Source organism: Geothrix rubra (assembly GCF_030268065.1).
Classification (GTDB): domain Bacteria; phylum Acidobacteriota; class Holophagae; order Holophagales; family Holophagaceae; genus Geothrix; species Geothrix rubra.
This window is the reverse complement of the sequence record NZ_BSDD01000001.1, coordinates 764,014-790,382: the sequence shown is the minus strand read 5'-3', so window position 1 is coordinate 790,382 and position 26,369 is coordinate 764,014. Positions and strand designations below refer to the sequence as shown.

General features: G+C 70.3%; 26 protein-coding genes. 9 read left to right on the top strand and 17 right to left on the bottom strand.

Annotation, left to right across the window (positions count from 1 at the left end):
* The first annotated feature begins 57 nt into the window (after positions 1-57).
* The 3 genes from QSJ33_RS03545 to QSJ33_RS03535 are packed head-to-tail and all read left to right on the top strand — an operon-like array spanning position 58 to position 3,861.
* Positions 58-642 carry a thioredoxin domain-containing protein gene (locus QSJ33_RS03545; protein WP_285722984.1) on the top strand — a complete coding sequence of 195 codons (585 nt, stop codon included), beginning with the start codon at positions 58-60 and terminating at the stop codon, positions 640-642.
* A 36-nt stretch (positions 643-678) separates the two neighbouring features.
* Positions 679-2,247 carry an ABC transporter substrate-binding protein gene (locus QSJ33_RS03540; RefSeq protein WP_285722982.1) on the top strand — a complete coding sequence of 523 codons (1,569 nt, stop codon included), beginning with the start codon at positions 679-681 and terminating at the stop codon, positions 2,245-2,247.
* A gap of 48 nt (positions 2,248-2,295) precedes the next feature.
* Positions 2,296-3,861 carry an ABC transporter substrate-binding protein gene (locus QSJ33_RS03535; protein WP_285722980.1) on the top strand — a complete coding sequence of 522 codons (1,566 nt, stop codon included), beginning with the start codon at positions 2,296-2,298 and terminating at the stop codon, positions 3,859-3,861.
* Between the two features lie 6 nt (positions 3,862-3,867).
* Here the strand turns inward: QSJ33_RS03535 and QSJ33_RS03530 are convergent, their stop codons facing one another.
* Positions 3,868-4,959 (bottom strand): helix-turn-helix transcriptional regulator, encoded by a 1,092-nt coding sequence (locus QSJ33_RS03530; protein WP_285722978.1) that lies wholly within the window; start codon positions 4,957-4,959, stop codon positions 3,868-3,870.
* 99 nt (positions 4,960-5,058) lie between these two features.
* Between QSJ33_RS03530 and QSJ33_RS03525 the strand changes: the two genes are divergently transcribed.
* On the top strand, positions 5,059-5,940 hold the full coding sequence (locus QSJ33_RS03525) for a DMT family transporter (RefSeq protein WP_285722976.1): 882 nt from the start codon (positions 5,059-5,061) through the stop codon (positions 5,938-5,940).
* Between the two features lie 27 nt (positions 5,941-5,967).
* Here QSJ33_RS03525 and QSJ33_RS03520 read toward each other — a convergent pair whose 3' ends face one another.
* Positions 5,968-6,903, bottom strand: coding sequence for a tyrosine recombinase (locus QSJ33_RS03520; RefSeq protein WP_285722974.1), 936 nt, complete (start codon positions 6,901-6,903; stop codon positions 5,968-5,970).
* Positions 6,904-7,025: 122 nt separating this feature from the next.
* On the opposite strand from QSJ33_RS03520, the gene acpP reads away from it, so the two are divergent.
* The gene (acpP, locus tag QSJ33_RS03515; RefSeq protein WP_243288255.1) at positions 7,026-7,265 is read left to right on the top strand and encodes an acyl carrier protein; all 240 of its coding nucleotides are present in this window, start codon (positions 7,026-7,028) and stop codon (positions 7,263-7,265) included.
* 115 nt (positions 7,266-7,380) lie between these two features.
* Positions 7,381-8,634, top strand: coding sequence for a beta-ketoacyl-ACP synthase II (fabF, locus tag QSJ33_RS03510; protein ID WP_285722972.1), 1,254 nt, complete (start codon positions 7,381-7,383; stop codon positions 8,632-8,634).
* 35 nt (positions 8,635-8,669) lie between these two features.
* Here the strand turns inward: fabF and QSJ33_RS03505 are convergent, their stop codons facing one another.
* The 6 genes from QSJ33_RS03505 to QSJ33_RS03480 form a co-directional block, all read right to left on the bottom strand.
* Positions 8,670-9,146 carry a bactofilin family protein gene (locus QSJ33_RS03505; protein ID WP_285722969.1) on the bottom strand — a complete coding sequence of 159 codons (477 nt, stop codon included), beginning with the start codon at positions 9,144-9,146 and terminating at the stop codon, positions 8,670-8,672.
* 17 nt (positions 9,147-9,163) lie between these two features.
* The gene (locus QSJ33_RS15590; RefSeq protein ID WP_420801376.1) at positions 9,164-9,637 is read right to left on the bottom strand and encodes a M23 family metallopeptidase; all 474 of its coding nucleotides are present in this window, start codon (positions 9,635-9,637) and stop codon (positions 9,164-9,166) included.
* 579 nt (positions 9,638-10,216) lie between these two features.
* On the bottom strand, positions 10,217-11,101 hold the full coding sequence (locus QSJ33_RS03495) for a UbiA-like polyprenyltransferase (RefSeq protein WP_285722966.1): 885 nt from the start codon (positions 11,099-11,101) through the stop codon (positions 10,217-10,219).
* Positions 11,102-11,105: 4 nt separating this feature from the next.
* Entirely contained in the window at positions 11,106-11,702 is a 597-nt protein-coding gene (locus QSJ33_RS03490; protein WP_285722965.1) for a hypothetical protein, read from the bottom strand.
* 14 nt (positions 11,703-11,716) lie between these two features.
* Positions 11,717-12,076, bottom strand: a complete 360-nt coding sequence (locus tag QSJ33_RS03485) for a YbjQ family protein (protein ID WP_285722964.1) — start codon at positions 12,074-12,076, stop codon at positions 11,717-11,719.
* Between the two features lie 7 nt (positions 12,077-12,083).
* Complete coding sequence (locus QSJ33_RS03480; protein WP_285722962.1) at positions 12,084-13,922, bottom strand: AMP-dependent synthetase/ligase; 1,839 nt, start codon at positions 13,920-13,922, stop codon at positions 12,084-12,086.
* Positions 13,923-13,954: 32 nt separating this feature from the next.
* Here QSJ33_RS03480 and QSJ33_RS03475 point away from each other — a divergent pair, with 32 nt between their 5' ends.
* Both QSJ33_RS03475 and QSJ33_RS03470 read left to right on the top strand, forming a co-directional pair.
* Positions 13,955-14,875 carry a tyrosine-type recombinase/integrase gene (locus QSJ33_RS03475; protein ID WP_285722960.1) on the top strand — a complete coding sequence of 307 codons (921 nt, stop codon included), beginning with the start codon at positions 13,955-13,957 and terminating at the stop codon, positions 14,873-14,875.
* A 32-nt stretch (positions 14,876-14,907) separates the two neighbouring features.
* The gene (locus tag QSJ33_RS03470; protein ID WP_285722959.1) at positions 14,908-15,594 is read left to right on the top strand and encodes a fumarylacetoacetate hydrolase family protein; all 687 of its coding nucleotides are present in this window, start codon (positions 14,908-14,910) and stop codon (positions 15,592-15,594) included.
* An 8-nt stretch (positions 15,595-15,602) separates the two neighbouring features.
* On the opposite strand, the gene QSJ33_RS03465 is transcribed toward QSJ33_RS03470, so the two are convergent.
* Genes QSJ33_RS03465 through QSJ33_RS03455 form a run of 3 tightly spaced genes read right to left on the bottom strand, consistent with a single transcriptional unit; the run spans position 15,603 to position 18,086 of the window.
* Positions 15,603-16,520 (bottom strand): methyl-accepting chemotaxis protein, encoded by a 918-nt coding sequence (locus QSJ33_RS03465; protein ID WP_285722957.1) that lies wholly within the window; start codon positions 16,518-16,520, stop codon positions 15,603-15,605.
* Positions 16,521-16,539: 19 nt separating this feature from the next.
* On the bottom strand, positions 16,540-17,358 hold the full coding sequence (locus tag QSJ33_RS03460) for a DUF4388 domain-containing protein (RefSeq protein ID WP_285722955.1): 819 nt from the start codon (positions 17,356-17,358) through the stop codon (positions 16,540-16,542).
* Positions 17,355-18,086 carry a pyridoxine 5'-phosphate synthase gene (locus QSJ33_RS03455; RefSeq protein ID WP_285722953.1) on the bottom strand — a complete coding sequence of 244 codons (732 nt, stop codon included), beginning with the start codon at positions 18,084-18,086 and terminating at the stop codon, positions 17,355-17,357. Before QSJ33_RS03455 ends, QSJ33_RS03460 begins: the two co-directional genes overlap by 4 nt.
* Before the next feature lie 126 nt (positions 18,087-18,212).
* On the opposite strand from QSJ33_RS03455, the gene QSJ33_RS03450 reads away from it, so the two are divergent.
* A complete protein-coding gene (locus QSJ33_RS03450; protein ID WP_285722952.1) occupies positions 18,213-18,998 on the top strand; it encodes a DODA-type extradiol aromatic ring-opening family dioxygenase in 786 nt (261 codons plus the stop codon).
* Here QSJ33_RS03450 and QSJ33_RS03445 read toward each other — a convergent pair whose 3' ends face one another.
* From QSJ33_RS03445 to QSJ33_RS03420, 6 genes are read right to left on the bottom strand one after another with little or no spacing between them, the layout of a single operon-like run.
* The gene (locus QSJ33_RS03445) at positions 18,999-21,377 is read right to left on the bottom strand and encodes a SpoIIE family protein phosphatase (RefSeq protein WP_285722950.1); all 2,379 of its coding nucleotides are present in this window, start codon (positions 21,375-21,377) and stop codon (positions 18,999-19,001) included.
* 3 nt (positions 21,378-21,380) lie between these two features.
* Entirely contained in the window at positions 21,381-21,692 is a 312-nt protein-coding gene (locus QSJ33_RS03440) for an STAS domain-containing protein (protein WP_285722948.1), read from the bottom strand.
* Positions 21,693-21,706: 14 nt separating this feature from the next.
* Positions 21,707-22,762, bottom strand: a complete 1,056-nt coding sequence (locus QSJ33_RS03435) for a protein-glutamate methylesterase/protein-glutamine glutaminase (protein WP_285722946.1) — start codon at positions 22,760-22,762, stop codon at positions 21,707-21,709.
* Positions 22,759-23,406: a chemoreceptor glutamine deamidase CheD gene (cheD, locus tag QSJ33_RS03430; protein WP_285722944.1), complete on the bottom strand. Its 648-nt coding sequence runs from the start codon at positions 23,404-23,406 to the stop codon at positions 22,759-22,761. Before cheD ends, QSJ33_RS03435 begins: the two co-directional genes overlap by 4 nt.
* Entirely contained in the window at positions 23,403-24,272 is an 870-nt protein-coding gene (locus QSJ33_RS03425; protein WP_285722943.1) for a CheR family methyltransferase, read from the bottom strand. Before QSJ33_RS03425 ends, cheD begins: the two co-directional genes overlap by 4 nt.
* Positions 24,269-26,368: a chemotaxis protein CheA gene (locus tag QSJ33_RS03420; protein ID WP_285722941.1), complete on the bottom strand. Its 2,100-nt coding sequence runs from the start codon at positions 26,366-26,368 to the stop codon at positions 24,269-24,271. The genes QSJ33_RS03425 and QSJ33_RS03420 overlap by 4 nt, the downstream gene beginning before the upstream one ends.
* Position 26,369 lies beyond the last annotated feature (1 nt).

Genomic DNA, 26,369 nt, shown 5'->3' with positions numbered 1-26,369 from the left:
TCCTGAGTGATTGAGTCAAGTTTATCGCGGGAGTAGCATGGGCCCCAGGAGCCGCCCATGACATCCGCCTTCCCGCTCACGGCAACCCTGCTCACGGCCACCCTGCTCGGGGCCCAGCCCGCCACGCCCCCACCCATGGTTCCCCCGGCCAAGGCCGGAGAGCTCCCCTGCGACGCGAAGGACCACCAGCCCCTCCTGCTGGGGGCCACCACCCGCCCGGCCATCCTGGCCCACCGGGCGGTCTTCCGGGATGCCACCGCGGCGGCGCAGGTTCCGGACGCCCTCCGCGCCCGCTGGAAGGCCGTGAAACAGCCGCTCACCCTGGTGGCCGTGTTCGGCTCCTGGTGCGGCGACAGCCAGCGGGAACTGCCGGACCTGCTGGCGCTCGAATCGGATCCCAATCCCTTCATCGAGGTGCACTACCTGGGCGTGTACCGGGACAAGAAGCTGGAGGCCTCGGCCTGGCCCAAGGGCTGCCCGCCCCAGCCGGTGAACCGGGTGCCCACCTTCTACCTTTTCGCCCTCCAGCCGGGCGGGGGCCAGAAGCTGGTGGGCACCATCGTGGAGACCCCTCCCAAGGCGGGCCAGCGGATGGCCGAGGCCCTGGTGGACCTGGTGGAGAAGGGTTCCCTGGCCTTCTGAACTCACCACGGGCGGGGATCTGCCGATGGAAAGGGCATGGCGCGTCTCCGGTCCATGCTGCTCATCCTCTGCGCGGTGCTCACGCTCCGGGCTGCGGAGCCCATCCGCGTCGGTCTGGACGATTGGACCACCCTGAATCCGCTGCTGGTGGCCCGGGACACGGATGTGCAGGTGCTCGACCTGCTCTTCGATCGCCTGGTGACGCTGGATGACCACGGACAGTTCATCCCGGAGCTGCTCCAGGGCTGGGAGATCCGCCGGGGAGGGCGGGAGGTCCTGCTCCACCTGCGACCCGGGCTGACCTGGCAGGATGGCAGCCCCATCGAGGCCGAGGATCTGGTCTTCACCTGGCGGATGCTCAGGCTGCCCCAGGTGCGGGCGATCGCGGACACGGTCCCCGGGGTGCGCAGCCTGGATCGCCTGGAAGCGGTGGGCCCGCTCACGGTCAGGATCGACCTGGCCGAACCGAGGGGCACGCTGATGTCGGATCTCTACAACTTCATTCCCGTCCCGCGACGCCACTACCTCATGGGGTCCAGTCCCGAGTCGGCCCCCGTCAACTTCGCCCCCGTGGGTTCGGGTCCCTACCGCGTGGTGGGACAGGCCACGAAGACGGAGGTCCGGCTGGAGCGGTGGGGCGGGTACCATGGGCCCCACCCGGGCGCCTGGCCGGCCTTCGAGCTCAAGAGCATCACCGCCCTCAAGCAGGTCCGCGAGGCCCTGGTGGCCGGCGACCTCCAGCTGTGTCCCGTGGGCTCCCTGAGCCATTACCTGGTGCGCCACGGGGCCATCCTGGGCGGGGTGCTGCGGGCCTACGCGGCCCCCCAGGCGGCGTTCAACGCCTTCTTCCTCAATTGCGATCCGAAGCGGAGCCTGCTGGGGGACGTGCGCCTCCGGCAGGCCCTGGCGGAGCTGGTGCCCTGGGAACAGCTGTCCCGCGGCCGGCAATTCTTCGGGACCCGTCTGGCCACCTCCTTCTGGCCCCCGGAAGGCTGGGCCTACGACCCCACCCCGCGTCCCCTGCCGCGCCTCAGCCGCGCCCGGGCCCTCCTGGACGCTGCCGGCTGGCGGATGGGGGCCGATGGACTCCGCCATGACGCCGCGGGTCGTACCCTGGACCTCGTGGCCTACGAGCAGCAGGAGGCCGGCCTGCACAGCGTGACCCACCTCCTGGTGGCCCGCGCCGCGAAAGTCGGGATGCGGATCGAGATCCGGCCGGTGTCCTTCGACGAGCTGGGCCGGAAGTCGGCGGCCCACGTCGGGGATTTCTGGAGCTACGGGTGGACCACGGGTCTGGACCCGAACGACGACAGCCCGCTCTTCACGAAGGATGGCCTCCACAGCGGGGCCAACGTCAGCGCCTACCTGAACCCGGAAGTGGACCGCCTGTTCGATGCGGGCCAGCACACCGTGGATCCGGAGGCGCGGAAGCGGATCTACCGCCGCATCGCCGACATCCTGTGGCGGGACCGCCCGGTGATCCCCCTGACCTACAACGTCACCCGGTACATCGCGAGCCCAGGCCTTCGCGGGGTGGCGTTCAATCCCCTGGGCCAGCCCTTCGGCTACTGGCCGGGCATGCGGGGCTGGACGCTGGCGCCGTGAAGGCGGTCCGTTTCAAACCTGGGCCGTCCTCAGGCCGATAGGTCCTCTATGCGTCCCGGGATCCTGTCCGCCCTCTGCCTCGCCGCCATCCTGCGGGCCACGGATCCCATCTCCATCGCCCTGGACAAGCCGGTGCTCAGCCTGGATCCCCTCCTCCTGGCCCGGGAGGTGGAGGTGCAGGTGGTGGATCTGGTCTTCGACCGGCTCGTGGCCATCGACGAGCACGGCAACTACCTGCCGGAGATGCTGGAATCCTGGGAGATCTCGAAAGACGGCCGGAATGTGCTGCTGAAGCTGCGGCCCGGCCTCACCTGGCAGGACGGCAGCCCGGTCGAGGCGGAGGACGTGGTGGCCACCTGGCGCATGCTCTCCCTGCCGGCCGTGCGCAAGGTCTTCGACCTGGTGGGCGTGCGGACCCTGGACAGCGTGGTGGCCGAGGGGCCCCTCAGGATCCGCATCCGCCTGCGCCAGCCCCGGGCCACGCTTCTCGCCGACCTCTACAACTTCCAGCCCGTCCCACGGAAGCTCTACCACCTGGGGGCGGACCCCTTCCAGAACCCGCTGAACTACGCCCCGGTGGGGTCCGGCCCCTACCGGGTGCTGCCCGGCGCCACCTCCCGCGACATCCAGATCGAACGCTGGCCGGGGTACCGGGGCCCCCATCCGGGCCGTTGGGACCGTTTCCATTTCCGGGTGCAACCGCCCGACGCGGCCGACTACCTGCGCCAGATCCGCGCAGGGGAGTACCACTTCGCCGACCTGGACTGGTTCCACCATTACCTCCTCCGCCAGGGGGCCCTGGGCACGCCGGGGCTCCAGGCCCTGTCGGCCCCCACCGCCTCGTACGACACCTTCTGGCTGGACTGCGACCCCGCCCGCAGCCTGCTGGGGGACAAACGGCTCCGCCGGGCCCTGGCGGAACTCCAGCCCCTGGACTTCCTCCTGGCCCAGCGCCAGCTGCACCCCGCCCGCCTGGCCACCAGCCTCTGGTCCCCCCTCAGCTGGGCCTACGAGGCCGTTCCCCAGACGCTCCCGAAGCTGGATCGGGCCCGGGCCCTCCTGGACGCGGCCGGCTGGCATCCCGGGCCTGACGGGGTGCGCCGGAACGCGAACGGGCGGCCGCTTCGGCTCGTGATGTACGCCACCCGGGGCTACTCCCGGCTGGATGCCGCCGAGGCCTTCGCCGCCCTTGCGAAGAAGGCGAGCATCGACCTGGACCTGCGGCGGGTGGGCATCGACGAGGTGCTGGCCCGGGCCGCCAAGGGGGAGGGCGACCTCTGGGCCTACGGCTGGAACACAAGCCTGGATCCGGACGCCGAGGCGCCGCTCTTCACCAGCGAGGGCATCCAGGGCGGCACGAACGTCACCCGCTACCACAATCCCGAGGTGGACCGGCTCTTCGCGGCGGCCCGGCACGAAATGGACGCCGGGCGCCGCCGCGCCATGTACCGGCGGATCAACCTGCTGGTGCAGAGCGACTTCCCCGTGGTCCAGCTCACCTACGGCGTGGCCTACCTGGCCGCGGACCGGCGGCTCCGGGGCGTGGCCTTCGATCCCCTGGGACAGTCCTACGGCTACGTGCCGGGACGGCGGGGTTGGACCCTCGCGAACTGATCCGGATCAGAGCCGGTCGAAGCGGATGATCTCCAGCTTCCCGGGCTTGCCCTTGGGCGCGTCCTCATCCTGCTCGCGGCGGGGCTCCCGGGCGGGGCGGCCCTCGTGCCTGCGGGGTTCCTGGGCCGGTTCGGAACGGGACGGGCGGTGTTCGGAACGGGGCTCCGGACGGGCTTCGGCCTTGGGTTCCGGCCGGGGCTCGTGCCGCGGGCTCTCGGCGCGGGCCGGCGGGGCGGCCTGGCGGTCCCGGCCCATCCAGACGGCGGCCACCTGCTTGATGCGGTCCTGGAGGCGGGCCGGTTCCAGCACCTGGATGCCGTCCCCGAACTGGAGCACCCAGCGGGCGATGGCCCGCAGGTCTGTGGCGGTAAAGGACACCAGGGCCTGGCCGTCGCCCTGGTCCTCCATGCGGAAGTGGGGGAAGGCCGGGGGGGCCTGCTTCACGGCGAACACCCACTGCTTCATGAGGAGGGCCTTCACGGCGATGGGCTCGCCGCCCAGCCACCCGCCGATCTGGTTGGCGGGGGTGTCCTCGGCGTAGGGGCCCTGGGCCGAGCGGCCCACGCCCTCCACGGGGTTCACTTCGGCCAGCAGGTCGAGGCGGTGGAAGCGTTCCGCGTTGTAGCGGCGGTCCCAGCCCCACACATACCAGGCCTGGCTGAGGGCATCGAAGGTGAGCTGGCGGGGCTCGAAGGTGCGGGGCGCGTTGGCTTCGGCATCCGCGAAGATGAACTCCAGGGCCCGGCCCTCGCGGATCGCCGCCAGCACGATCCCGGCGAGGGGGGAGAAGGCCGGCTCGCTGCCGGGGGTCTGCTTCGCCGCGGGCCTGGGGGCGGCCTTGGGCTTGGGTTCCGCGGGGGCCACCGGGGCAGGGGCGGCCTCGGGGGCGACGGCGGTCTTGGCCTTCCGGACGGGCTTCGCCTCGGCCTCGACGGCCTTGGCCGCGGGCTTCTTCGCCGCGGCCTTCTTCGGTGCCGGCTTCTCGGCGGCGGCCTTGGCCGGAGCGGCCTTCGCCGCGGGCTTCTTCGGCGCCGCCTTGGAGGCCTTGGCGGTCTCGGCGGTTCCGGTCTTCTTGCGGGGGGTCCTCGTCACGGCCATGAGTGGGTGCTCCTGGGCCCATGATCGCCCAACCTCGCGCGGCGGGTCCACGCCCAATTCAGCGGAGCGGGGCGAGCCCGGGGCGGCCATGCTGATGGAATGGGTCGAACGAACCTCCGCTTCGCCGTCGTCATGACGCTCCACACCTGCATCTCCGCGGGCACCTACCTGCTCGGGAAGATCGCGGCGGACGCGCTGCCCACCCTGGTCCTGGGCCTCCTGCGCTTCCTCATCGCCGGGGCGGGGTTCCTCGTCCTGGCCCGGATCCGCGGCCTCGACCTGTGGCCCCTGGCCCGGGCCGATTGGCGGACCTACCTCTGGCTGGGCTTCCTGGGGGTGGCCCTCAACCAGGTGGCCTTCCTGGGCGGTCTGGCCTTCACCCTGCCCTCCCACGCGGCCCTGCTCTACGCCCTCACCCCCACGGTGGTGCTGCTCATGGCCTGGGCCAGGGGCCAGGAACGTCCCGGTCCCCGCAAGCTGATGGGGCTGGTCCTGGCCTTCGCGGGCGTGGTGGTCCTCCTGGCGGGTCGGCGCGGCACGGCGGCCCTGCCGCCGCGGTGGATCCTGGGTGACCTGATGATCCTGGTGGCCGTGGTGGCCTGGGCCGGGTACACCGTGGCCAGCCGGCCCATGGTGTTGAAGCACGGCGCCCAGCGGGCGACCACCCTGTCCATCCTCTTCGGCTTGGCGGTCTTCTCGCCGCTGGGGGCCCTGGGCCTGCCGCGGCTGCATCCTGCCTCAGTGCCGCCCATGGCCTGGCTCGGGCTGGCCTACCTCGGCCTGATGACGAGCGTCGTCTCCTATCTGCTCTGGTTCCACGCGCTCTCCCTGAAGGAGCCCAGCCGGGTGGCCATCGCCAGCAACGCCCAGCCCGTGGTCACGGCGCTCCTGGGTTGGATCTTCTTCAGCCAGCCCATCACGCTGCCCTTCGTGGCCGGAGCGGCGCTGGTGGCCGCCGGGGTGCTCCTGGCCCAGTCCTGAACCCCCGCCAGGCCGAGGTGGCCTCGATCACTGGGCGGATCGCGGGTGCATCCGGTCGTAGAGGGCCCGGAGCCGGGCCTGGTGGACGTGGGTGTAGATCTGGGTCGTGCTGATGTCGGCATGGCCGAGCATCGCCTGGACGGCCCGGAGGTCCGCGCCGTGGTCCAGCAGATGGGTGGCGAACGCATGGCGCAGGACATGGGGGCTGACGGCCTCCGGGCGCAGGCCCGCCTGGCGCGCGTAGCCCTTCAGGAGCCGCCAGAGGTGCTGGCGCGTCAGGGCCTCGCCCCGCTGGCCCACGAAGAGCTCCCCGCCCCTCGGACGGAAGCCGGGTCGCAGGCCCAGCCAGGCCCTGATCCAGCGCTCCGCCCCGGCGCCGAAGGGGATCAGCCGCTCCTTCCGTCCCTTGCCCGTCACCTTCAGGAACCCCTCATCCAGGAAGACCGACAGGGCGGGGAGGCCCGTCAGCTCGGACACCCGCAGGCCGGAGGCGTAGAGCAGCTCCAGCCAGGCCCGGTCCCGCACCCCCAGGGGCACGGTGGTGTCGGGTGCGGCCAGCAGGGCCTCCACCTGGCTCTCCCCGAGGGTGCGCGGCAGGATGCGGGGCGGCCGGGGCGGCTTCACGACCGCCTCGGGGCCGGCCCCGCCGCCACCCTCCATGCGCAGGAAGGTCAGGAAGGCCCGCAGGCTGGAACTCATCCGCGCCAGGCTGCGCGGAGCCTTGCCCTGGGCTTGCTGGCTCACCAGGAAGCGGGTGAGGTGGTCTCGTTCCAGATCCGTGGCGGCGATCTCCTCCCCGCAGGCCCAGGCGGCCAGATGGGTGAGGTCGGACAGGTAGCCGGAAGCCGTATGGCCCGACAGTCCCCGCTCGACAGCGAGAAAGGTGCGGAACTCCCGCAGGCTGGCGGCCCATCCCAGGGGCCAGCCGTGCTCGGGTTCCTCGATCTGCTTGGCGCGGGGCATGGGCCATTCCCGCACAACCCGCGCCGGGGCGCAACCGGCCTTCCCAGGGACACCTTGACCCGGGGTTTGGCAATCCAGGGGGGATGTGTTACGGTTTTCGGGTTCGTCTGGAGGAGCCCACGATGGCTGATGTGCGTAAGAAGGTCATTGCGATCATTGCTGAGCAGCTGGCCAAGCCCGAAGATTCCATTTCCGAGTCCAGCCATTTCGTGGACGACCTCGGCGCCGACAGCCTCGACACCGTCGAGATCATCATGGCCATCGAGGAGGCCTTCAGCCTGGAGATCCCCGAGAGCGAGCAGGAGAAGATCCGCACCGTCGGGGACGCCATCGCCTACATCGAGAAGCACGCGAAGGCCTGATCTTCCACCCATGTCACGTGCCGCAGCGCCCCCCGGCCTGCGGCACGTTCGTTTTTTCAGCGGAGCAGGTAGGCTTTAGACAGCAGGGACCTGCCGCCCGATCGAGAGGTGAAGCATGAGCACCCCCATCCATCGCCGTCGCGTGGTCATCACCGGCGTGGGGACCGTGAATCCCTGCGGACTCGATGCCACCGAGACCTGGGACAACCTGCTCGCGGGGCGGAGCGGCATCGGTCCCATCGACCGGTTCGACGTCTCCGACTTCGCCTGCAAGATCGCCGGGCAGGTGAAGGGGTTCAACCCCGACGTGTGCATCGACAAGAAGGAACAGAAGAAGATGGACATCTTCATCCACTACGCCCTGGGCGCGGCCCACGAGGCCTGGGTGGATGCGGGCTTCGACCGGGTGGAGCTCACCAAGGCGGAGCGCGAGGTGTTCGGGACCTACATCGGCAGCGGCATCGGCGGCCTCAGCACCATCTGGGACGAGGCCAACGGCTACCGCGGTCCCCGCCGCACCAGCCCCTTCTTCATCCCCAGCCTCATCGTGAACCTCGCCAGCGGCCAGGCCAGCATCAAGTACGGCCTGCAGGGACCCAACAGCGCCGTGGCCACCGCCTGCGCCACCGGGGCCCACGCCATCGGCGATGCCGCCCGCCTCATCGCCTTCGGCTATGCGGACCGCATGATGGCCGGCGGGAGCGATTCGGTCATCAACCAGCTCGGGGTGGGCGGATTCGCCGCCATGCGGGCCCTGAGCACCCGGAACGACGAACCCCAGCGGGCCTCGCGCCCCTTCGACGTGGACCGCGACGGCTTCGTGATGAGCGAGGGCGCCGGCATCGTCATCCTCGAGGAGTACGAACTGGCGAAGGCCCGCGGCGCCAAGATCTATGCCGAGGTGGCCGGGTATGGCATGAGCGGGGACGCCAACCACATCACCAGCCCGGCCCCCGAGGGCGAGGGGGGCCAGCGCGTCATGCGGGCGGCCATGAAGGATGCCGGGATCGCCCCTGAGCAGGTGGGCTACATCAACATGCACGGCACCAGCACCCCTGTGGGCGACAAGCTGGAGTGCATGGCCATCCACCGGGTCTTCGGAGACCACGCCAAGCGCATCAAGGTGAGCAGCACCAAGTCCATGCACGGTCACCTGCTGGGGGCCGCCGGCGGCCTGGAGACCATCGTGACTGCCCTGGCCGTCAAGACGGGGAAGATCCCCCCGACCATCAACGTGGACAACCAGGATCCCGAGTGCGACGTGGATGTCACGCCCAACAAGGCCGGCACCTTCGACGCCGAATACGCCATGAACAACGGCTTCGGCTTCGGCGGGACCAATGCCTGCCTGATCCTCAGGAAGGTCTGAGAGGCCGGGTGACCCCGGACCGCCCCGACGGAGGTTCAGTGCCGGGGCGGTTCGGGAAGCTTCTTCAGGTCCTTGGGGTCCGGCTTGGAGATGGGCAGGGGACCGCCCTTGGCGACCCCGTTGGCACTGGCGTCGTGGCCCTTGGCCTGCTGGTCCTTCCGGACGCAGACGCCCTGGAGCGTGCCGCCCTCGTCCACCACGAGGGACCCCACTTCCACATCGCCCTCCACGTAGCCGGTGCCGTGGATCTCGAGGCATTCCGAGATCTTCATGATGCCCTCGGCCCGTCCGGTGACGATCAGGTGCTTCGCGAAGACCGTGCCCTTCACCAGCCCGCCGGGGGCGATGGAGACCTCGCCCGTGGAGTGGATGGTGCCATCCACGGTGCCCTCGACGCGGAGGCTCCGGTCTCCGGTGTGGATCTCGCCGGTGAGCGTGACGTCCTTGCCGAGCAGGGAGTGGATCGCCGGGGCGGCGTCGGGGCGCTTGGTGTTGTTGCGGAATACGGCCATGGAACTCTCCTGGGACCTTAGGACTGCCTGCCGATGGCGTGCAGCCACTGGCGCTGGAGCTTGAGGTAGGGGGTGGGGTTCACGGGATGGCCCGCGATGCGGACTTCGTAGTGGAGGTGGACGCCGGTGGCGTTGCCCGTGCGCCCCATGTAGCCGAGGATGTCCCCCCGGCTGACCTGCTGGCCCACTTTCACCGCCACACGATCCATGTGGGCGTACAGCGTCTCGAGTTCCGGCGTATGGCGGAGGACGACCCCGTTGCCGTAGCGGTCCATCCACCCGGCCTCCTCCACCGTGCCGTCCGCCGTGGCCTGGATGGGCGTGTCGAGGGCGTTGCTGATGTCCAGGCCGGTGTGGTAGCCGAGCAGGCCGTCCCCGACCTCGTTCCCCTTGGAGAAGGGGGAGATCCGCACGCCGAATCCGGAGCTCAGAAAGCCGGCGGTCGGCGGGATCGAGGGGGTGTGGGACCAGGCCCACAGCACGGGCTCCATCCGGGTCTTCACGAGCTCGATCTGCCGGCTGGTCTGGTCCAGTTCGTCCTGGAGCTTGGAAATGCGCTGCTGAGTGCCCGGGGGCAGCTTGGCGGCGGCCTTGGGTTCCGCCGGAGTCCCACGCCCAGCCGGGCTGCCGGGCGGCGGGATGGCGGGGGCGGGCCCTTTGGGGTCCAGCAGCTTCAGGAGTTCCGTGTGCTGCTTGCGGAGGGTCTCCATTTCCGCCTCCAGCTCCTGGGCCTGGTCCAGCGAGGAGCGCAGCTGGTCCTGCTGCCGGCGGGTCTCCTGCTGGAGGCGACTGAAGCTCATGATCTTCTTGGTGGCCCACAGCCCGTAGCCGGAGCCGATCATGGCCAGGGCCGAGAAACCCGCCACGATCCCGAGCATCCACACCATGAGCCTCCGGGTGAGGGACCAGCGGAAGGTGCGGTGGCTGAAGACCACCATGACCGTGAGCCACCGGCCTGAATCGGGGCGGCTGGAGCGCACGGCGCGGCGTCGTTCCGGTTGGGTGGACATGGCCCCCCAGCATACCTGGGCAGAGCCGGGCGCGCGAGTCGCCTTCTTACAACCAAGGATCTAGGTGGTGGCCAGGAACGCGTGCGAAAGCCACCACTCAAGGGCATGGCCTGTAAAAAAAACAAGACCGACGAGGCTGTTGAGGGTGAAGAAGGCATGGTCGATCCGCGACAGGTCGCCGCCACGCACGAGCCACTGCTCACGGGCGAGCATGGCCATGACCACGGCCCAGCCAGCCCAGCCGACCACGTGCGAGCCCAGGAGCAGGTTGAACTGGGCCCAGCAGGCGAGGGCCAGCAGGTGGAGCGCGCGGGAGAGGAGCAGGGCGCGCGCGGTGCCGAGGCGCGCGGGAATCGAATGGAGGCCGCGTTCCCGGTCGAAGCACTCGTCCTGCAGCGCGTAGAGGATGTCGAACCCGGCCGTCCAAGCCAGGACGCCTCCCGAGAGCCACAGGGCGGGGGCCTCGATGCGGCCAGTCACGGCGATCCAGGCCCCCAGCGGGGCGCCCGAAAGGGAGAGGCCGAGCACCACGTGGGCCCAGGTCGTGAAGCGCTTGCAGAGGGAGTACCCCAGGATGATCACGAGGGCCAGGGGGGACAGGGCCCAGGTCAGGGGGCCCAGGGCCCCGGCGGCCAGGCCGAACAGCACGATGCCCGCGCCCAGCATCAGCAGGGCGCCGGACCGGGAGACCCGGCCCGCGGGCAGGGCCCGGGTGGCCGTGCGGGGATTCTCCGCGTCGATATCGGCATCCACCAGGCGGTTGAAGGTCATGGCGGCGGTCCTCGCGCCCACCATGGCCGCGAGGATCCACAGCGAGACGCGGAGCGGGGGGATCCCCTGGGCCCCGGCCAGGGCGCCCAGGAGCGCGAAGGGCAGGGCGAAGACGGTGTGCTCGAACTTGATCATGTCGAGCAGCTCGCGGGTCTGGTTCAGGGCCTTCGTCATTCGATCATCGTACCGGATCCGCCGGGCGGAGCCAGCGGCCGGCCAGGCGGGTGAAGGCCCGCTCCCGGGTGCGGATCTCCCGGAAGCCACGGCAGGAGCCACCGGCAGGGGCCTCCGGGCAGGTGGCGCAGGGCGTCCGGTCCGGGCCACGGCGGCGGTAGGCGAGGGTCACCGCGGTCCCGGCCGCCACGGCCAGGGCCGCCGCGCCCCAGGGGACGATCCCCCCGGTGCGGAGGGCCTGGACCAGCAGGAAGGCCAGCAGGGCGGCGGGGAGCCCCCGGGTGAGCCCCTTGGGGCGACGGGGACGGCCCAGGGCCAGCAGGCCGGCAAACAGCCCCAGCCCTGCCAGGGCCAGGATCGCCGGGTCCCGCAGGACGGGGACGACCAGCCCGCCGGCCAGGCCCGCAAGGCCCCCGGTGGCGGCGAGGGTGCAGCCGCGGCAGAGCCGGAACCGCCGCCCCAGGCGGAACACCTCGCCTTCGTATTCCCGGCAGAGGGGGTGGTGGGCCCAGCGGTGGAAGGCATGGGCGCGGAACGCCAACCGATCCAGCCGACGGGCCAGGTCCCGGCGGATCCTCGGACGGGCTGGGGTGGCCGGCATGGAATCCCCGGCGCTCAGGCCGTCCGGATGGCCCGGAGGCGGACCGCCGTGCCGTAGGCGATGATCTCGTTGGTGTTCTGCATGAGCTCGCCGCTGTCGAAGCGCATGGCCAGGACGCCGTTGGCGCCCATGGCGAGGGCGTGCTGCTCCAGCCGGTCCATGGCCTCATTGCGGGAATCGCTGGCGAGCTCCGTGAGCATGGTGATCTCGCCGCCGAAGAGCTGCTGGCAGCCCGCGCAGGTGGTGCCCACGACGCTGCGGCTCCGCACGGTCACGCCCCAGCAGGGGCCCAGGATGGCCTCGATCTCCAGGCCGGGCGGCGGGTCGAAGGTGGTCAGGATGGGAATGTTGTGGTGACGGGCGTTCTGGGTCATGGGCTCCTCAGTGGGCTTCGCTGTCGCCCTTGGGTTCGAGGTAGAGGCTCTCGATGAGACCACCATACATCTCGTTTACCACCCGGCGCTTCACCTTCAGGGAGGGCGTGAGCTGGCCGCCCTCGAGCGTCATCTCGTGGTCGAGGATGGCGATCTTCTTGATGCGCTCGTAGTTCGAGAGCTCGGCGTTCACGCGCTCGATGCGGCTCATCAGCTTGGCCATGACGAGGGGGTTCTGCACCAGATCGGCGTGGGAGCGGAACTGGAGCTTCTTGTAGCCCGCCCAGCGGACGAGGGAATCGAAGTTTGGCACCACGAGGGCGGTGATGTAGTTCCGCTTGTCCCCGATGAGCACGGCCTGGCTGATGTACTTGTCGCCCTTCAGCTGGTTCTCGATGGGCTGGGGGGCCACCTTCTTGCCGCCGCTGGTGACGATGAGCTCCTTCTTCCGGTCCGTGATGTAGAGCCGGCCCTGGTCATCCAGGTGGCCGATGTCGCCGGTATGGAAGTAGCCATCGGCGTCGATGGCTTCGCGGGTGGCGGCCTCGTTCTTCCAGTAGCCGGTCATGACGTTGGGACCCTGGCAGAGGATCTCGCCATCCTCGGCGATCCTGAGGAAGGGGCGGCCGTTCCAGGTCTCGTAGAGGGGGCGTCCCACGCAGCCAGGCACCACTTCCCCGGGCCGGTTGACGGTGATGACGGGGCTGGTCTCGGTCAGGCCGTAGCCTTCGAGGATGGGGAGGCCGATGATCCAGAAGAACGACATGACCTTGGGACCCAGGGGGGCGCCCCCGCTGATCGCGAACTTGATGCGGCCCCCGGTCCGCTGGCGGATCTTCTCGAAGACGACCTTCTGGGCCGTGCGGTACCACATGCCCTTCCAGGAGGGCGGCTCCTGGCCCTTCATGAGGTAGGGGGCCGCCTGCCGGCCCGCCAGCATGGCCCAGTGGAAGATCAGGCGCTTCAGGATGCCGCCTGCCGAGACCGTGTCGTAGATCCGGGCGAAGATCTTCTCGTAGATTCGGGGGACCGAGGCCAGGAGGGTCGGGCGGACGAGCAGGAGGTCCTCGGCGACCGTCTGGACGCTCTCGGCGTAGTAGATGGCGGCGCCGACGTGGAACATGAGGAAGTGGCCGGCCATGCGCTCGAAGATGTGGGTGAGCGGCAGGAAGCTCATGGCTCGCTCGCCGGGTTCGATCTTCACGACGCCCGCGGCGGCCAGCACGTTCGAGACGAGGTTCCCGTGGGTGAGCATGGCGCCCTTGGGATCCGCCGTCGTTCCCGAGGTGTAGATCAGGGTCAGCAGGTCGTCGGGCTTCCGTTCCATGCCCCACTGGCGCACCAGGGGACGGCGGTCGACCTGGGCTTCCCCCTCCGCGATCAGATCCGACCAGCGGAGGAGGGTGCGGCCCGTGCCTTCGGGCAGTTCGCCATCCATGAGCACGGCCGCTTCGAGGGCGGGCAGGGATCCCCAGTGGGCCAGCACCTTGTCCAGCTGCTCCCGGTTGGAACAGAGCACCCAGCGGGATTCGCTGTCCCGGAGAATGAAGGCGGCCTGGCCGGCATTGAGGGTGGCGTAGATCGTGACATCGGGCAGGCCCAGGATGGCGCAGGCGAAGTCTGCGATGGCCCACTCCGGCCGGTTCTCGGACATGAAGGCGACCCGGTCCCCCATCCGGAGGCCCCGCCGCTCCAGCGCCAGGGCCAGGTGTTCCACCCGGGCCCGCAGCTCCCGATGCGGGATGGGCACGAACGCGCCGTTCTGCTTCGAGGCCAGGGCGTCAGGGAGGTCCCGTTCGACCGCCTGATAGAAAAGCTGCGCAATGGTCTCGACGGGCTGGGCCACAATGACTCCGGGCATGCGGGGGATGTGACGGCATGGTAGCAGGGAAGGGCGCAGGACCGCTGGGCGAGGGCATCGGAGCTTTCCATCTGGAGCAGCGCGCCCGCGGCGTGTCGCCCCACACGGCACGCGCGCAGAAGGGAGACCTGGAAAAACTCCTGAACCACGCAGTGCGCTGGGGATGGGCCACCTGGGAGGTGAGCCCGCGCACGCTCAGGGGTTTCGCCCTCGAGCTCGGCGAGCGGGGGCTCGATCCGGCCAGCCAGGCACGCATCCTCTCCACGGTGCGGGCCTTCTTCAAGTGGCTGTGGGAGACCCGCCGCATCACACACAATCCCGCGTCGGGCCTGAGGAATCCGAAGCAGCCCAAGCGGCTTCCGGCCTTCCTCACCGAAGGTGAAAGCCAGGCGCTCCTCGACCTCCCCCCGATCGTGGACTTCACCTCCGCCCGCCTAGCCTGCCTGCTGGAGCTGCTCTACGCATCGGGACTCCGGGTCTCCGAGCTCGTGGGCCTCGACCTCCAGGACCTGCTGACGGACCAGCGCACCCTCCGGGTGCTGGGGAAGGGACGGAAGGAACGCCTGGTCCCCTACCACGAACGGGCCGCGGAGGTGCTGTCGGCCTACCTCGACCACCGGGGCGTCCACCTCGCCGCCAAGGCGCTGCCCCCCAGTCCGGCGCTCTTCCTCAACCAGCGGGGCGGGCGCCTCACGCCCACCAGCGTGCGGGCCCTCCTGCGCCAGGCGCTGGAGGCGGCGGCCGTGCGGGCGCGGGTGAGCCCCCACGCCCTGAGGCACAGCTTCGCCACCCACCTCCTCAACCACGGGATGGACCTCCGCGCCATCCAGGAGCTGCTTGGCCACGCCAGCCTCAGCACCACCCAGCGCTACACGCACCTGGGGCTGGACGAGCTGGCCCGGACCTACGAGAAGGCCCACCCCCGCGCCAAGGGTTAGAGTAGGGGGGTCCGTTCGTCATGGGAGCAGCCATGGATACCGTCCCCCCGATCCCGGCCCCGGTCCTCGTCCCGGTGAAGGAGGGCGGCGACCCCTTCCCGGTGCGGCGGATCTACTGCGTCGGGCGCAACTACGCGGATCATGCCCTGGAGATGGGCGGGGACCCGCGCCGCGATCCGCCCTTCTTCTTCGGCAAGCCGCGGGACACCGCGGTGCCGGGCGGAGGCACGCTGGACTATCCGCCGGCCACCTCGAACCTCCACCATGAGGTGGAGCTGGTAGTGGCCCTGGGGCGGGGCGGCAGCGCCATCCCGGTGGAATCGGCCCTCGACTGCGTGTTCGGCTATGCCGTGGGGATCGACCTGACCCGACGGGATCTCCAGGCCCGCGCCAAGGAGAAGGGCCAGCCCTGGGAGATGGCCAAGGGCTTCGACCGGTCCGCGCCGGTGTCCCCCATCGTGCCCGCCAGCCGGTGCGGCCATCCGCGCTCAGGCGCCATCTGGCTCAGCGTGAACGGCGAGTCGCGGCAGAAGGGGGATCTTTCCCAGATGACCTGGTCCGTGGCGGAGATCATCGCCCACCTTTCCACCTTCGTGACCCTCGCGCCGGGGGACCTCATCTTCACGGGCACGCCGGCGGGGGTGGGCGCACTGGTGAAAGGCGACCGGGTGCGCTGCGGCATCGACGGGCTGGGGGAGCTGGAGATCGCGCTGGCCTGAATCCGCAGTCAGCTTCCGCCCTGCTTGAACTGGGCGATGATGTCCTCCACGCTGTCCTTCCGGCTGTCGGCTTCGAGGCTGGTGTCGAAGATGCGGTCCTGGGTGGCCACATGGCGGTCGCTGAAGCCCTGTTCGGCCAGCACGCCACTGTGGATGTTGAAGATGACGAGCAGCCGGGTGAGGCCGGCCTGGAACTGCTTCAGGAGCAGGACGACCTTCTCGATCTTCTGCCGGGTGATGTCCTGGAACTGGAGGATGTTCAGGATCTCGAAGGCCTCGTCACCCACCAGGCGGAGCTTGTCCTGGACCGGGGAGAGGTCCGGAAGGGGCACGGCCGCCTCCATCTGGTGCGCGAAGAGGAACTCGAGCACTTCCTGGGCGAGGGCCGTGCTGTCCTCTCCGGCCGAGGCCCGGTCGAGGAAGGCGGTGATGGCCGTGTTCAGCGCCTCTCGGCCCTGGAGGTGCTTCTTCATCTGGCTGTCGCAGGCGGCGAACGCCTTGGAGGCGTCCTCTCCGGCCGCCATGAGGGTGTCCAGTCGGTTCATGACGTTCTGGGTGGCTTCCTCCGTGTCGCTGGTGATGGCGTCCAGCTGGGCGGCCAGCTCGGGCACCTGGGTGCTCTGGTGCTTCACCGAGGCGTCGAGCTGCTGGAGGTTCAGGAGGGTCTGGTTCAGACTCGTGACCAGCGCGCCGAGTTCGCCCTTGGCCTCGATGTCGATCTTCTGGTACACCCGCCCGTTGGCCATGTCCTGGGCCGCCTGCGCCAGCCGGTGGATGCTGGCCTCCGCGTCCCCCTGGAGCTCTTCGCGGACCTGCCGGATCAGGTCCTGGATGCTGTCCAGTCGGCGATCCAGCTGATCCCGCCGCTCCCGGAATTCCCGCACCATGCCTTCCTGCGGGGTGCCTTCTTCAGGAACTTCGGACATGGGACCTCCCAGAATCGTCTCAGGGCGCGGGCCGCACCTTGACATGGCTTCCTTCGGCCAGGTTCCAGGACTGCATGAGTTCCCGCGGAACCGACAGCAGGTGCTCCGACAGGCCCGGCACGAAATCGACCCGTTCCACGGCGGGACCCTCGGGCCAGATCACCCGCAGGTTCCTCACGCCGTGGGCGTAGGGGCCCAGGGCCGTCCACCAGCCCTCCATGGCCTTGGGGAGCTCGAGGCGGTCCCCCTTCTTGAAGAGGCTGGTCTTCAGGGGCATCACGGTGACATGGGCGTCGGGTTCGAGCACGTCCAGCCGCCCGGCGTCCTTCAGGATGCCGGCGGCCTGGAGCACCGCCACGTCGTTCTGGCCGGTGGCCTTCATGACGTCCTGGAAATCCCGGTAGCCGTCGAAGAAGGGGAGGATGCGCCGCTCCTCGGCGAAGATCTTGAGTCCCTCGGTGAGCCGGGGAAGGGGCAGGGTGGGCCAGGGGACGGCCGTGAGGCGGGGGAAGAGGGTGTGGAGGCGCTTCCGGCTGTCGCTGAGCCGCGCGGAGTCCATGAGCAGGTCGGGAACGGTGCGCCGGATGGTGGCTGGCACCTGCACCTGGGTGGAGAGGAACTCGAACTGGCCCGTGACCCACTCCAGGATCTCGAAGGCGGCCAACTCCCCCCGCTGGGCCAGCGTCTCCGCGTGGATGACCTCGCCCCGGGAGAAGTAGAGCACGCCGCTCACCTTGCCGGAGCTGACCTGGAGCATGCCGGTCTTCCGGTTGACGTGGAGCAGCTGCGCGACGTCCGTGAGGGAGATGCTCTCCAGGGTGCCCTTCAGGTTGGTCATCTAGGGCGGGCCTGGGCGATGGCGGCACGCATCTCGGCCACGGCGGGGCCCAGGCCGACCAGTACGGCGCGGCCGATGATGCTGTGGCCGATGTTGAGCTCCTCCACCTCCGGGATGGCGGCCACCGGCTCCACGTTCTGGAGGCTGAGGCCGTGCCCCGCCAGCACCCGGAGGCCCAGGCGGCTGGCCATCCGGGCCGCGTCACGGAGACGCCCGAGTTCCAAGGCGGGGTCGGATCCCATGGGCAGGTCGCTGTAGAGGCCCGTGTTGAGCTCGACGGCATCGGCTTCCAGCTTGGCGGCCATCTTCACCTGGTCCAGCACCGGGTCCAGGAAGAGGCTGGTGCGGATGCCGGCACCACGGAGTTCGCGGAGGACCGTGCGGAGCATGCCCTGGAGGAAGATGGCGTCCAGGCCGCCCTGGGTGGTGAGTTCCTCCCGGCTTTCCGGCACGAGGGTCACCCAGGCGGGCTTCATGGGGATGACGGCCGTCATGGCCTCCGGCGTGGCCGCGCATTCCACGTTCAGCGGAACCGCCAGCACTTCCTTCAGCACCCGGAGGTCCCGTTCCTGGATGTGCCGGCGGTCGCCCCGCAGGTGGACGGTGATGCCGTCCGCGCCGGCGCTCTGGGCCAGGAGGGCCGCCGCCACAGGCTCCGGCTCGTGGCCGCCGCGGGCCTGACGGAGGGTGGCCACATGATCGATGTTGACGCCGAGCCTGAGGTCCACACGTGCTCCGGGGTTCCAGAAAGCTTAGCCTACTCAGACCTTTCCTCTCCAATCGCTTCGGCGGTTCCCGCGCGCAGCTTGAAAATAAGAGTTGAAACATCTTTTGTGGAATGCCAGATTGGGAGCATGGATGACCTCCGGTCCCTGCCTCCTCTCTTCCTGGCCCATGGTTCCCCCATGCTCGCCATCGAGGGCGGCGCCTGGGGCGGGTGGCTGACTTCGCTGCCAGGAAGCCTCCCGCCGGTCCGGGGCGTGGTGGTCTTCTCCGCCCACTGGGAGACCTCCGGCGGCTTCCGGGTCACCACCGGTGCGCGCCCGCGGACCATCCACGACTTCGGCGGCTTCCCCGAGGCGCTCTACGGGCTGCAGTACCCGGCTCCAGGAGATCCGGCCCTGGCGGCACGGGTGGCGGACCTCCTGGCGCAGGCCGGAGAGGCGGTCAGACCCGATCCGGAACGGGGGCTCGACCACGGCGCCTGGGTCCCCCTGCGCCACCTCTTCCCGGAGGCCCGGGTGCCGGTGGTGCAGCTGTCGCTCCCCAGGCCGAGGGAGCCCCGGCAGCTCTGGGCCGCCGGACGGGCCCTGGCCCCCCTGCGCGAGGACGGCATCCTGATCCTCGGCAGCGGCGGTCTGGTCCACAACCTGGGCCGACTGGACTGGGATGGCGGCAGCGGTCCCCAGCCCTGGGCGGAGGCCTTCGAAGGCTGGCTCGTGGAGCGGCTCGTCTCGGATCATCCGGAATCGGCCATGGACTGGGCCGGGGCGCCGGGGGCGGCGCAGTCCGTCCCCACCACCGAGCACCTGGATCCCCTCTGGCTGGCCCTGGGTGCCGGGACCGGCGGCCGGATCCGCACGGTGTTCGAAGGCTGGCAGCTCGGCAGCCTCAGCCTGCGCTGCCTGGCCTTCGGGTGATCAGCCGCACGGAAGGGTGAACCGGATCCGGTTGCCCTGCTCATTGAAGGACAGGTCCCGGGAAAGGGCCCGGAGGAGCAGGAGGCCCCGGCCACTGGGGTCGGGAGAGGCGCCTGCCGCCTTCGGGTCCCAGGCCCGCCAGTCGAAGCCGGTGCCGGTGTCCTCCACCTCCACGACCAGCTCCTGGAGGGGACCGGCCCCCTGGGTCCGGAGCCTGACCGAGAGGCGGACGGATCCCCCCTGGAGGGCCGCGAGCCGTCGCTGCCGTTGGGCCTCGTAGGCCTCGAACCCCTGCTCCTTCAGGCGGGAATCGAGCCGGAGGAGGCCGTGGTCCACCGCGTTGGCGAGGGCTTCCGTCAGCGCCAGGGCCAGCTTCTGCTCGTCCTGCACCCCGAGACCGCGGCCCGAGAGGAGCCGCATCATGTCGGGCAGCAGGTCCCGCACCGCATGCCGCTGGGGCGGGAAGGCCAGTTCGAGCCGGAATCCCTCTTCGAGCTCCGCGGTGGAAGGCGCCAGGTACCCCGAAGCTGGGGAGACCCGGGTGCAGAGCAGGGGCGGGACCTCCCAGAGGGCCCAGCTCGCATCGTCAAGCCGCTTCTGGTCACCGATGGCGAGGGCCAGGGTCTCCTGGATCACCCGCCGGTGGACCTGGAGGGGGCAGGCCACCAGCCCGTCCAGGAGGCTGGGCGCCACCTCGCCTCCCGGCAGCAGGTCGAGCACTCCGTCGGTGAAGGCCAGCAGGCGGTCGCCGGTCGTCACCGCCACGGTCTCGGCCACGGGGGGATCCCCGCCCTCGAGGATGCCCGCCGGGAGGTTCCGGCTGCGGAAGGGCCGTCGCCGGCCATCCGGTGTGCACAGGATCGCATCCGGGAGGCCGGCGTTGAGCACGGACAGCGATCCGTTTCTCAGGTCCAGGCGGACGAGCAGGAGGCAGAGGAACCGGTCCACGGGCATCAGCTGGTGGATGCGCTGGTTGATCTCCAGGTACATGGTCTCCAGGGGCACATCCCTGGGCACCATGCTCAGGAAGGCCTGGATGGCGGGGAGGGTGGAGATGCCGGCGGTGAGCCCATGCCCCGTGGCGTCGCAGAGGAGGCCGAAGTGGAGCCCGGGCGGACCCTCGCGGTAGGTGCAGGCGTCCCCGTTGATCCACGCCATCTGCAGGGTCTCCATGTGGAGGCTGGCCGGGAGGGCGGCCAGGCCGGGCTCCACCAGCCGATGGAGGACATGCCTGGCCAGGGCCATCTCCTCTTCGCTCCGGGCCCCGGCCTTCTGCAGGCGGGCGGCCTTCTCCTCCAGTCTGGCGAGCAGGCCATTGAAGGCGTTCACGAGCACGCCGGTCTCGTCGTTCCCCTTCCGGAGGAGGACCCGGTGACCCGGAGGGAGGTCCGCGGCGCCCTCGATCTGGCGCGTGAGGTCCTCCAGGTTCTCCGTCAGCCGGTGGGAGAGGGCCCAGGTCAGGAGCAGGGCGAGGGCCACGGCGGCGGCCACGGCCCCCTGGAGGTACCGCCTGAACTGGTGGGCGGACAGGGTGGCCTCCGCATCAGGCAGCGTGGCGGCGAGCACCCAGGGCACGGACCGGAGGCGGCTGGCGGTGGTCAGGGTCTGGATCCCGGCGGCATTCATGCGCTCCCCGGTGCGTTCGCCCTGCCCGCCGAGGAATTCGGACCACCGGCGCAGGTCGATCCGGGAGAAGACCCGGCTCCCGTCGGCGTGGACGAGGATGCGGCCCTGGGCGTCGAACAGGGTGAGGCGGCTGGCGTCGGGCAGGTGCTGGCTGGAGATGGTCCCTAGGAAATCGTCATGCACGAGGTCGATGGCCCCGGCGAGAAGGAGGCGGGTGCGCCCGTTCCTGTCCCGGATCGGCGCGACCATCAGGACTTCGGCGTTTCCACTGTCGGCGGAGCGGTGGGCCTCCGAGATGCCTGGCTTCCCGGTCGCGGCCTGCCCCTGGATGAAGGCGGACTGGCCCTCCGGAAACCGGCTCCCGGGAGTCGCCGCGAGGAGCTGGCCCTCGGGTAGGACGAGGAAGGTGCCGTTCTCGAAGACCGCGCGGAGTCCACGCCGGTCCTCCAGCCATCGCCGGGCGGCGGTCCGGTCGTGTTCCACGTCGCCGGGACAGTTGCGGGCGTCGGCCTCGAGGCTGCCCAGGTAGGTGGTGATCTTGTCATCCATGGAGGAGGCCACCAGCCTGGCGAGGCCCGCCTGCTGGGAGCCGATCTGGCGGTTGGCCACGCGGCCGAAGTACCGCGCCACGGCCCAGCCACCCACAGCCAGGGCGAGGGCCAGGGTCGTGCCGAAGGCCAGGAAGATCCGGAGCTGGATGGGGGCGAACCGCGTCGTTCCGGGAAGACGCCAGGGGCGTGCCGCTCGGGTCATGGATCAGGTTTCCCGGATGTCGAACAGCTTGCCGAACTGCACAATCTGAAGGATGCCCGAGACCATGGGCGAGGGCCGGCTCAGCACCACCTTCAGGCCCTTCGCCTCCGCCCGCTCCCGGAGCAGCAGCAGCATGCCGAGGGCTGCGGAATCCATGTAGACCACGCCGGAAAGGTCCAGGACGATGGCGGGGAGGCCCCGGGTTTCGAGCAGGGTCGTGGTGGCCTCCCGGAAGGCCGCATGGCCGTCGAAGTTGAAGGTCCCCTCCAGATGGAGGTGACCGGGCTGGGTGTCGTTGCGGATGGCGAAGGTCACGGTGGCTCCCGGGATCAGGTTTCTGAGCACCAGTCGAGGATGTGGCGGGGCAGGGCCCCCAGCGGAGACTGGCGGGCCACCGCGCCCAGGCTCCATGCCACCCTCGGCATGCCGTAGACCACGGAGGTGGCCTCGTCCTGGCCGAGCGTGCGGGCTCCAGTCCGGCGCAGGTGGAGGAGGCCCTCGGCCCCATCGTCCCCCATGCCGGTGAGGATGATGCCGAGGGCCTTCGTGCCGCAGGCGGTGGCCACGGAATCGAAGAGCACCGTGGCGGAGGGGCGGTGCCTGGACACGGGTTCACTGTCCTGGAGGCGGGCCACGAGGCCGGTGGCGCGGCGTTCCACCTGGAGATGGCGGTTGCTGGGGGCGAGGTAGATGGTCCCGCGTGCGAGGGGCTCGCCCTGGTCCACCACCTTCACGGTGGGCTGGCAGATGCGGTCCAGCCGGGCGGCGAAGGCCTCCGTGAACCCGGGAAGCATGTGCTGGACCACGGTGATGGGGGGCAGGCCCGGGGGCAGGGCCTGGAAGATCTCCCGGAGGGCTTCCGTGCCGCCGGTGCTCGACCCGATGGCCACGAGCTGGCGGCCCGGCGCGGCCCGGGGTGCCGGCGGCACCGGGGCGGATCCGGACGGGGCCGGGGCATCGGCGGGAGCCCCGATCTGGGCCAGGGCCGCGGCGTAGACGGTCTCCGCAATCTCCGCCCCCATGGCCTCCAGGCCCTGGACCGGATCCAGCTCCGGCTTCCCGATGACATCCACCGCGCCCATGGCGAGGGCCTCCATGGCGGTGGCCGTGCCCCTGGCCGTCAGGCTGGAGACCATCACCACGGGCATCGGATGGGCCTTCCTCAGCTTGCCGAGAAAGGTGAGGCCGTCCATGCGGGGCATCTCCACATCCAGGGTGAGGACGTCGGGGGCCAGGGCCTTGATCTTCTCCCGGGCATCGTAGGGATCCGTGGCCGTGCCCACCACCTCGAGGCCCGGGTGGCGGGCCAGGATGAGGGTCAGCACCCGCCGGATGAGGGCGCTGTCGTCCACCACGAGGACGCGTTTCCGGTCGGCCGGGGTCATGTGAACAGCTCCACGTCACCGCCGGGTCGTCCCTGCGCGACCTCCTGCAGGTAGGCGGATTCGCGCTCGAGCACCGTGCTGTTGTGGATCCGGGTCAGGCGCTTCACGAGAACTTGACCCGTATGGGGGAAGAAGTAGACTTTCCGGGCGCAGCTGCCGCCCAGGTCCTCGCTCCAGACCGGAAGGCCCTCCTGCTGCAGGAAGGTGCGGACGAAGTGGATGTTCTGGCTGCCCACGTCCGTGAGGCCCTCCATCACCTTGCCGCCGCCGAAGACCTTGGCCACCAGCCGTTCCCGGTCGGCGCCAAGGTGCAGCAGGTCGTTGATGAGGTATTCCATGGCCGCCGCCCCGTAGCGGGCCGCGAAGAAGACATCCTGGCCCCGGTCCATGCGGCTGAGGGGCAGCATGAAGTGGTTCATGCCCCCCACCATGGCCACGGGATCCAGGATGCAGGCGGACACGCAGCTGCCCAGCACGGTGACGATGACCTCGTCCTTGGCCGTGGCGTAGAACTCGCCGGGGAGGATCTTCATGGCCTGGCGCTGGAAGTGCCGGTCGAAGTACCGGGAGGCCTTCCCCTTGGCCAGGGCCGGAGACCATCGCTCCTGGCCTGGGTCGGCGCGGGGGCCCCGGGTCGGGGTCATGACCGGGCCTCCCGCTTGCGGTAGATGGTCTGGCCCAGGGACTCGAAGCCCAGGCTGGAATCCAGGAGGGATTCCGAGTGGCCCACGAAGAGCAGGCCGCGGGGGACCATGGCCTGCTGGAACCGCAGCAGCAGCTGGCGCTGGGTGGGCTTGTCGAAGTAGATCATCACGTTGCGGCAGAAGATGGCGTGGAAGGGCGCGCCCTCCAGCGGCCAGGCCTGGTCCAGCAGGTTGAGCCGGGCGAAGCGGATGGGACGGCGGATCTCCGGGCGCAGGCGGACCAGCCCCTCGTGGGCCCCGGTCCCGCGAAGGAAGGCGAACCGCCGCCAGGCTTCGTCCAACCCCTCGATCCGGGCCATGGGGTAGACCCCCCGGGCGGCTGTCTCCAGCACGGAGGTGTCAAGGTCAGTGGCCAGGATCTCCAGCGGATGGGAAGGGCCGAAGGCCCGGAGCAGGGCCATGGCCAGGGTGTACGGTTCCTCGCCGGTGGAGCAGCCGGCGCTCCACAGGCGGAGGGGGCGGGGCGGGGGGCCCTCCGCGCCCAGCAGGTCCACCAGGCGCGAGAAGTGGTGCGATTCCCGGAAGAAACTGGTGAGGTTGGTGGTGAGGGCGTTGATGAAGTGCACCCACTCGTCGGAGGCGGGGTCCTGGAGCACCTCCAGGTAGGCCTCGTACGTCTCCAGGCCGAGGGCGCGGAGCCGCTTGGCGAGGCGGGACTGGACCATCGCGAGCTTGTGGGCGGAGAGCGCGATGCCCGAGTGCGCGTGGAGGAGCGAACGGAGCGCCTGGAACGTGGCAGGGGTGAGGGGCTCCCGGTCCAGGAGCAGATCGGCCCTGAGGCCCGGGTTCCGGGGCGGTCCCTTCATGCCTGGGCCAGGGCGGCCCCGGCCTCGAGGCGCAGGATTCCCGGGACATCGAGGATCAGCGCCACGCGGCCATCCCCCAGGATGGTCGCGCCGGAGATCCCCTCCACGCGGCGGTAGTGGGTCTCCAGGCTCTTGATGACCACCTGCTGCTGGCCGAGCAGCTCGTCCACGGACATGGCGGCCCGGCGGCCCTCCGCCTCCACCAGCACCAGGAGGGGGCGTCCGCCGGATTCCTGGTCCGGGCCGGCATGCAGGTCCAGGAGCCTCTGCAGGCGGATGACCGGGATGAACTCGCCCCTGAGGTTGATCACCTCCCGGTCGCCCTTCACGGTCCGGATGTCCTCGGGGCGGCATTGGAAGCTCTCGAGGACCGAGGCAAGGGGGAAGACGAAGGTCTCCTCCGCCACCCGCACGGTGAGGCCGTCGAGGATGGCCAAGGTGAGCGGCAGGACCAGGCGGAACGTGGATCCCTGGCCCGGGCGGCTGTCCACCTCGATGCGCCCCCCGAGGGCCCGGATGTTCTGGCGGACCACGTCCATGCCCACGCCCCGGCCGGAGACGTCCGAGACCTGCTCGGCCGTGGAGAAGCCCGGCTCGAAGATGAGGAGGTAGAGCTCCTCGTCACCGGGTCGGGCGCCGGCGGGAAGCAGGCCCCGCTCGACGGCCTTCCGGAGGATCCGTTCCGGATCGAGGCCCCGCCCGTCGTCCTTCACCTCGATGTGGATGTGCCCCCCCCGGCTGTAGGCGCGAAGCGCAATGGTCCCGGTGGCGGGCTTCCCGGTCCGGGCGCGCTCCTCCCGGGTCTCGATGCCGTGGTCCACCGCGTTCCGGACGAGGTGGGTCATGGGGTCCACCAGCATCTCGATGAACGTCTTGTCGAGCTCCGTGGCCTGTCCTTCCAGAGTGAGGTCGAGATCCTTCCCCAGCTGCTTGCCGAGTTCATGGACCATGCGCGGGAAGCGCGAGAAGACCATCTCCACGGGCACCATCCGGATGCCCATCACCCGCTCCTGGAGCTCCCGCGTCTGCCGGTCGAGCTGCAGCAGGGCACTGGCCATCCGTTCCTCGCCGGTGCTGTGGACGGCCTGCTGGGCCGCCTGGGCGAGCATGGCCTGGGTGATGACGAGCTCGCCGACCAGGTTCACGAGCCGGTCGATCTTCTCGGTGGAGACACGGAGGGTGGCGGCGTCCGTCTGGGAGCGCTTCTTCTGCTGCTGGTCCAGCGCCCGGCTGACCGCCTCGGGCTTGACCTTCCCGGCCTCCACCAGCAGCTCGCCCAGGGGCTTCTGCCGGGCCAGGGCCTCCCGGACGTCGGCCGGGCTGACCCCCGCCTCGGCCTCCAGGATCTCGCCGAGCGGCGGCACCTGTCCGGCCGGCGTGAGGGGCGTGATCTGGAGGTTGTCACCCTCGGCCACGAATTCGAACACCTCCTCGACCTCGGCCCTGGAGGCGCTCGTCTCGAGGCGGAGGTCCCAGGCCAGATGGCAGTCCTCGGGATCCAGGCCGTCCAGGCCCGGCAGGCGGGAGGCGTCCGGCCAGGCCTGGAGGGTCCCCAGCCGGCCGAGGTCGCGGAAGATGCGCTCCAGGTTCACGCCCCTGCGGAAGGCTTCGCGCGGGGCCTCGAAGCGCACCGTGAACCCGGTGGCCGCGGAAGGGGACGGGGCGGGCGGCAGGGGGGCCGCGGGTGGCGGGAGCGCCGGTGCGGTCTCCTGCCCCCGGATCCGTTCCACCAGCAGGTCCTGGGCCTGCTGGTCCCTGGACGGGAGGGGCTCGCCCTGGCGGGCGTGGTGGAGATGGCTCCGGATCAGGTCCACCCCCTGGAGCAGCTGCTCCCGAAGCTCGGAGGTCATGGGCCGGATCCCCTGGCGGACGGGGTCCATCACGCTCTCCAGCTGGTGGGTGAACGCGGCGATGGCGGGGAAGCCGAAGGTGCCCGCATTGCCCTTGATGGAATGGGCCGCCCGGAAGATGGTGTGCAGGTCCTCGGTCTCCACGGCCCCGATGTCCAGGGCGAGCAGGGTGGCTTCCATGCCATCGGCCAGCTCGGTGGCTTCCTCGAAGAAGGCGTTGCGGAACTGCTCCATGGGATCGGACATG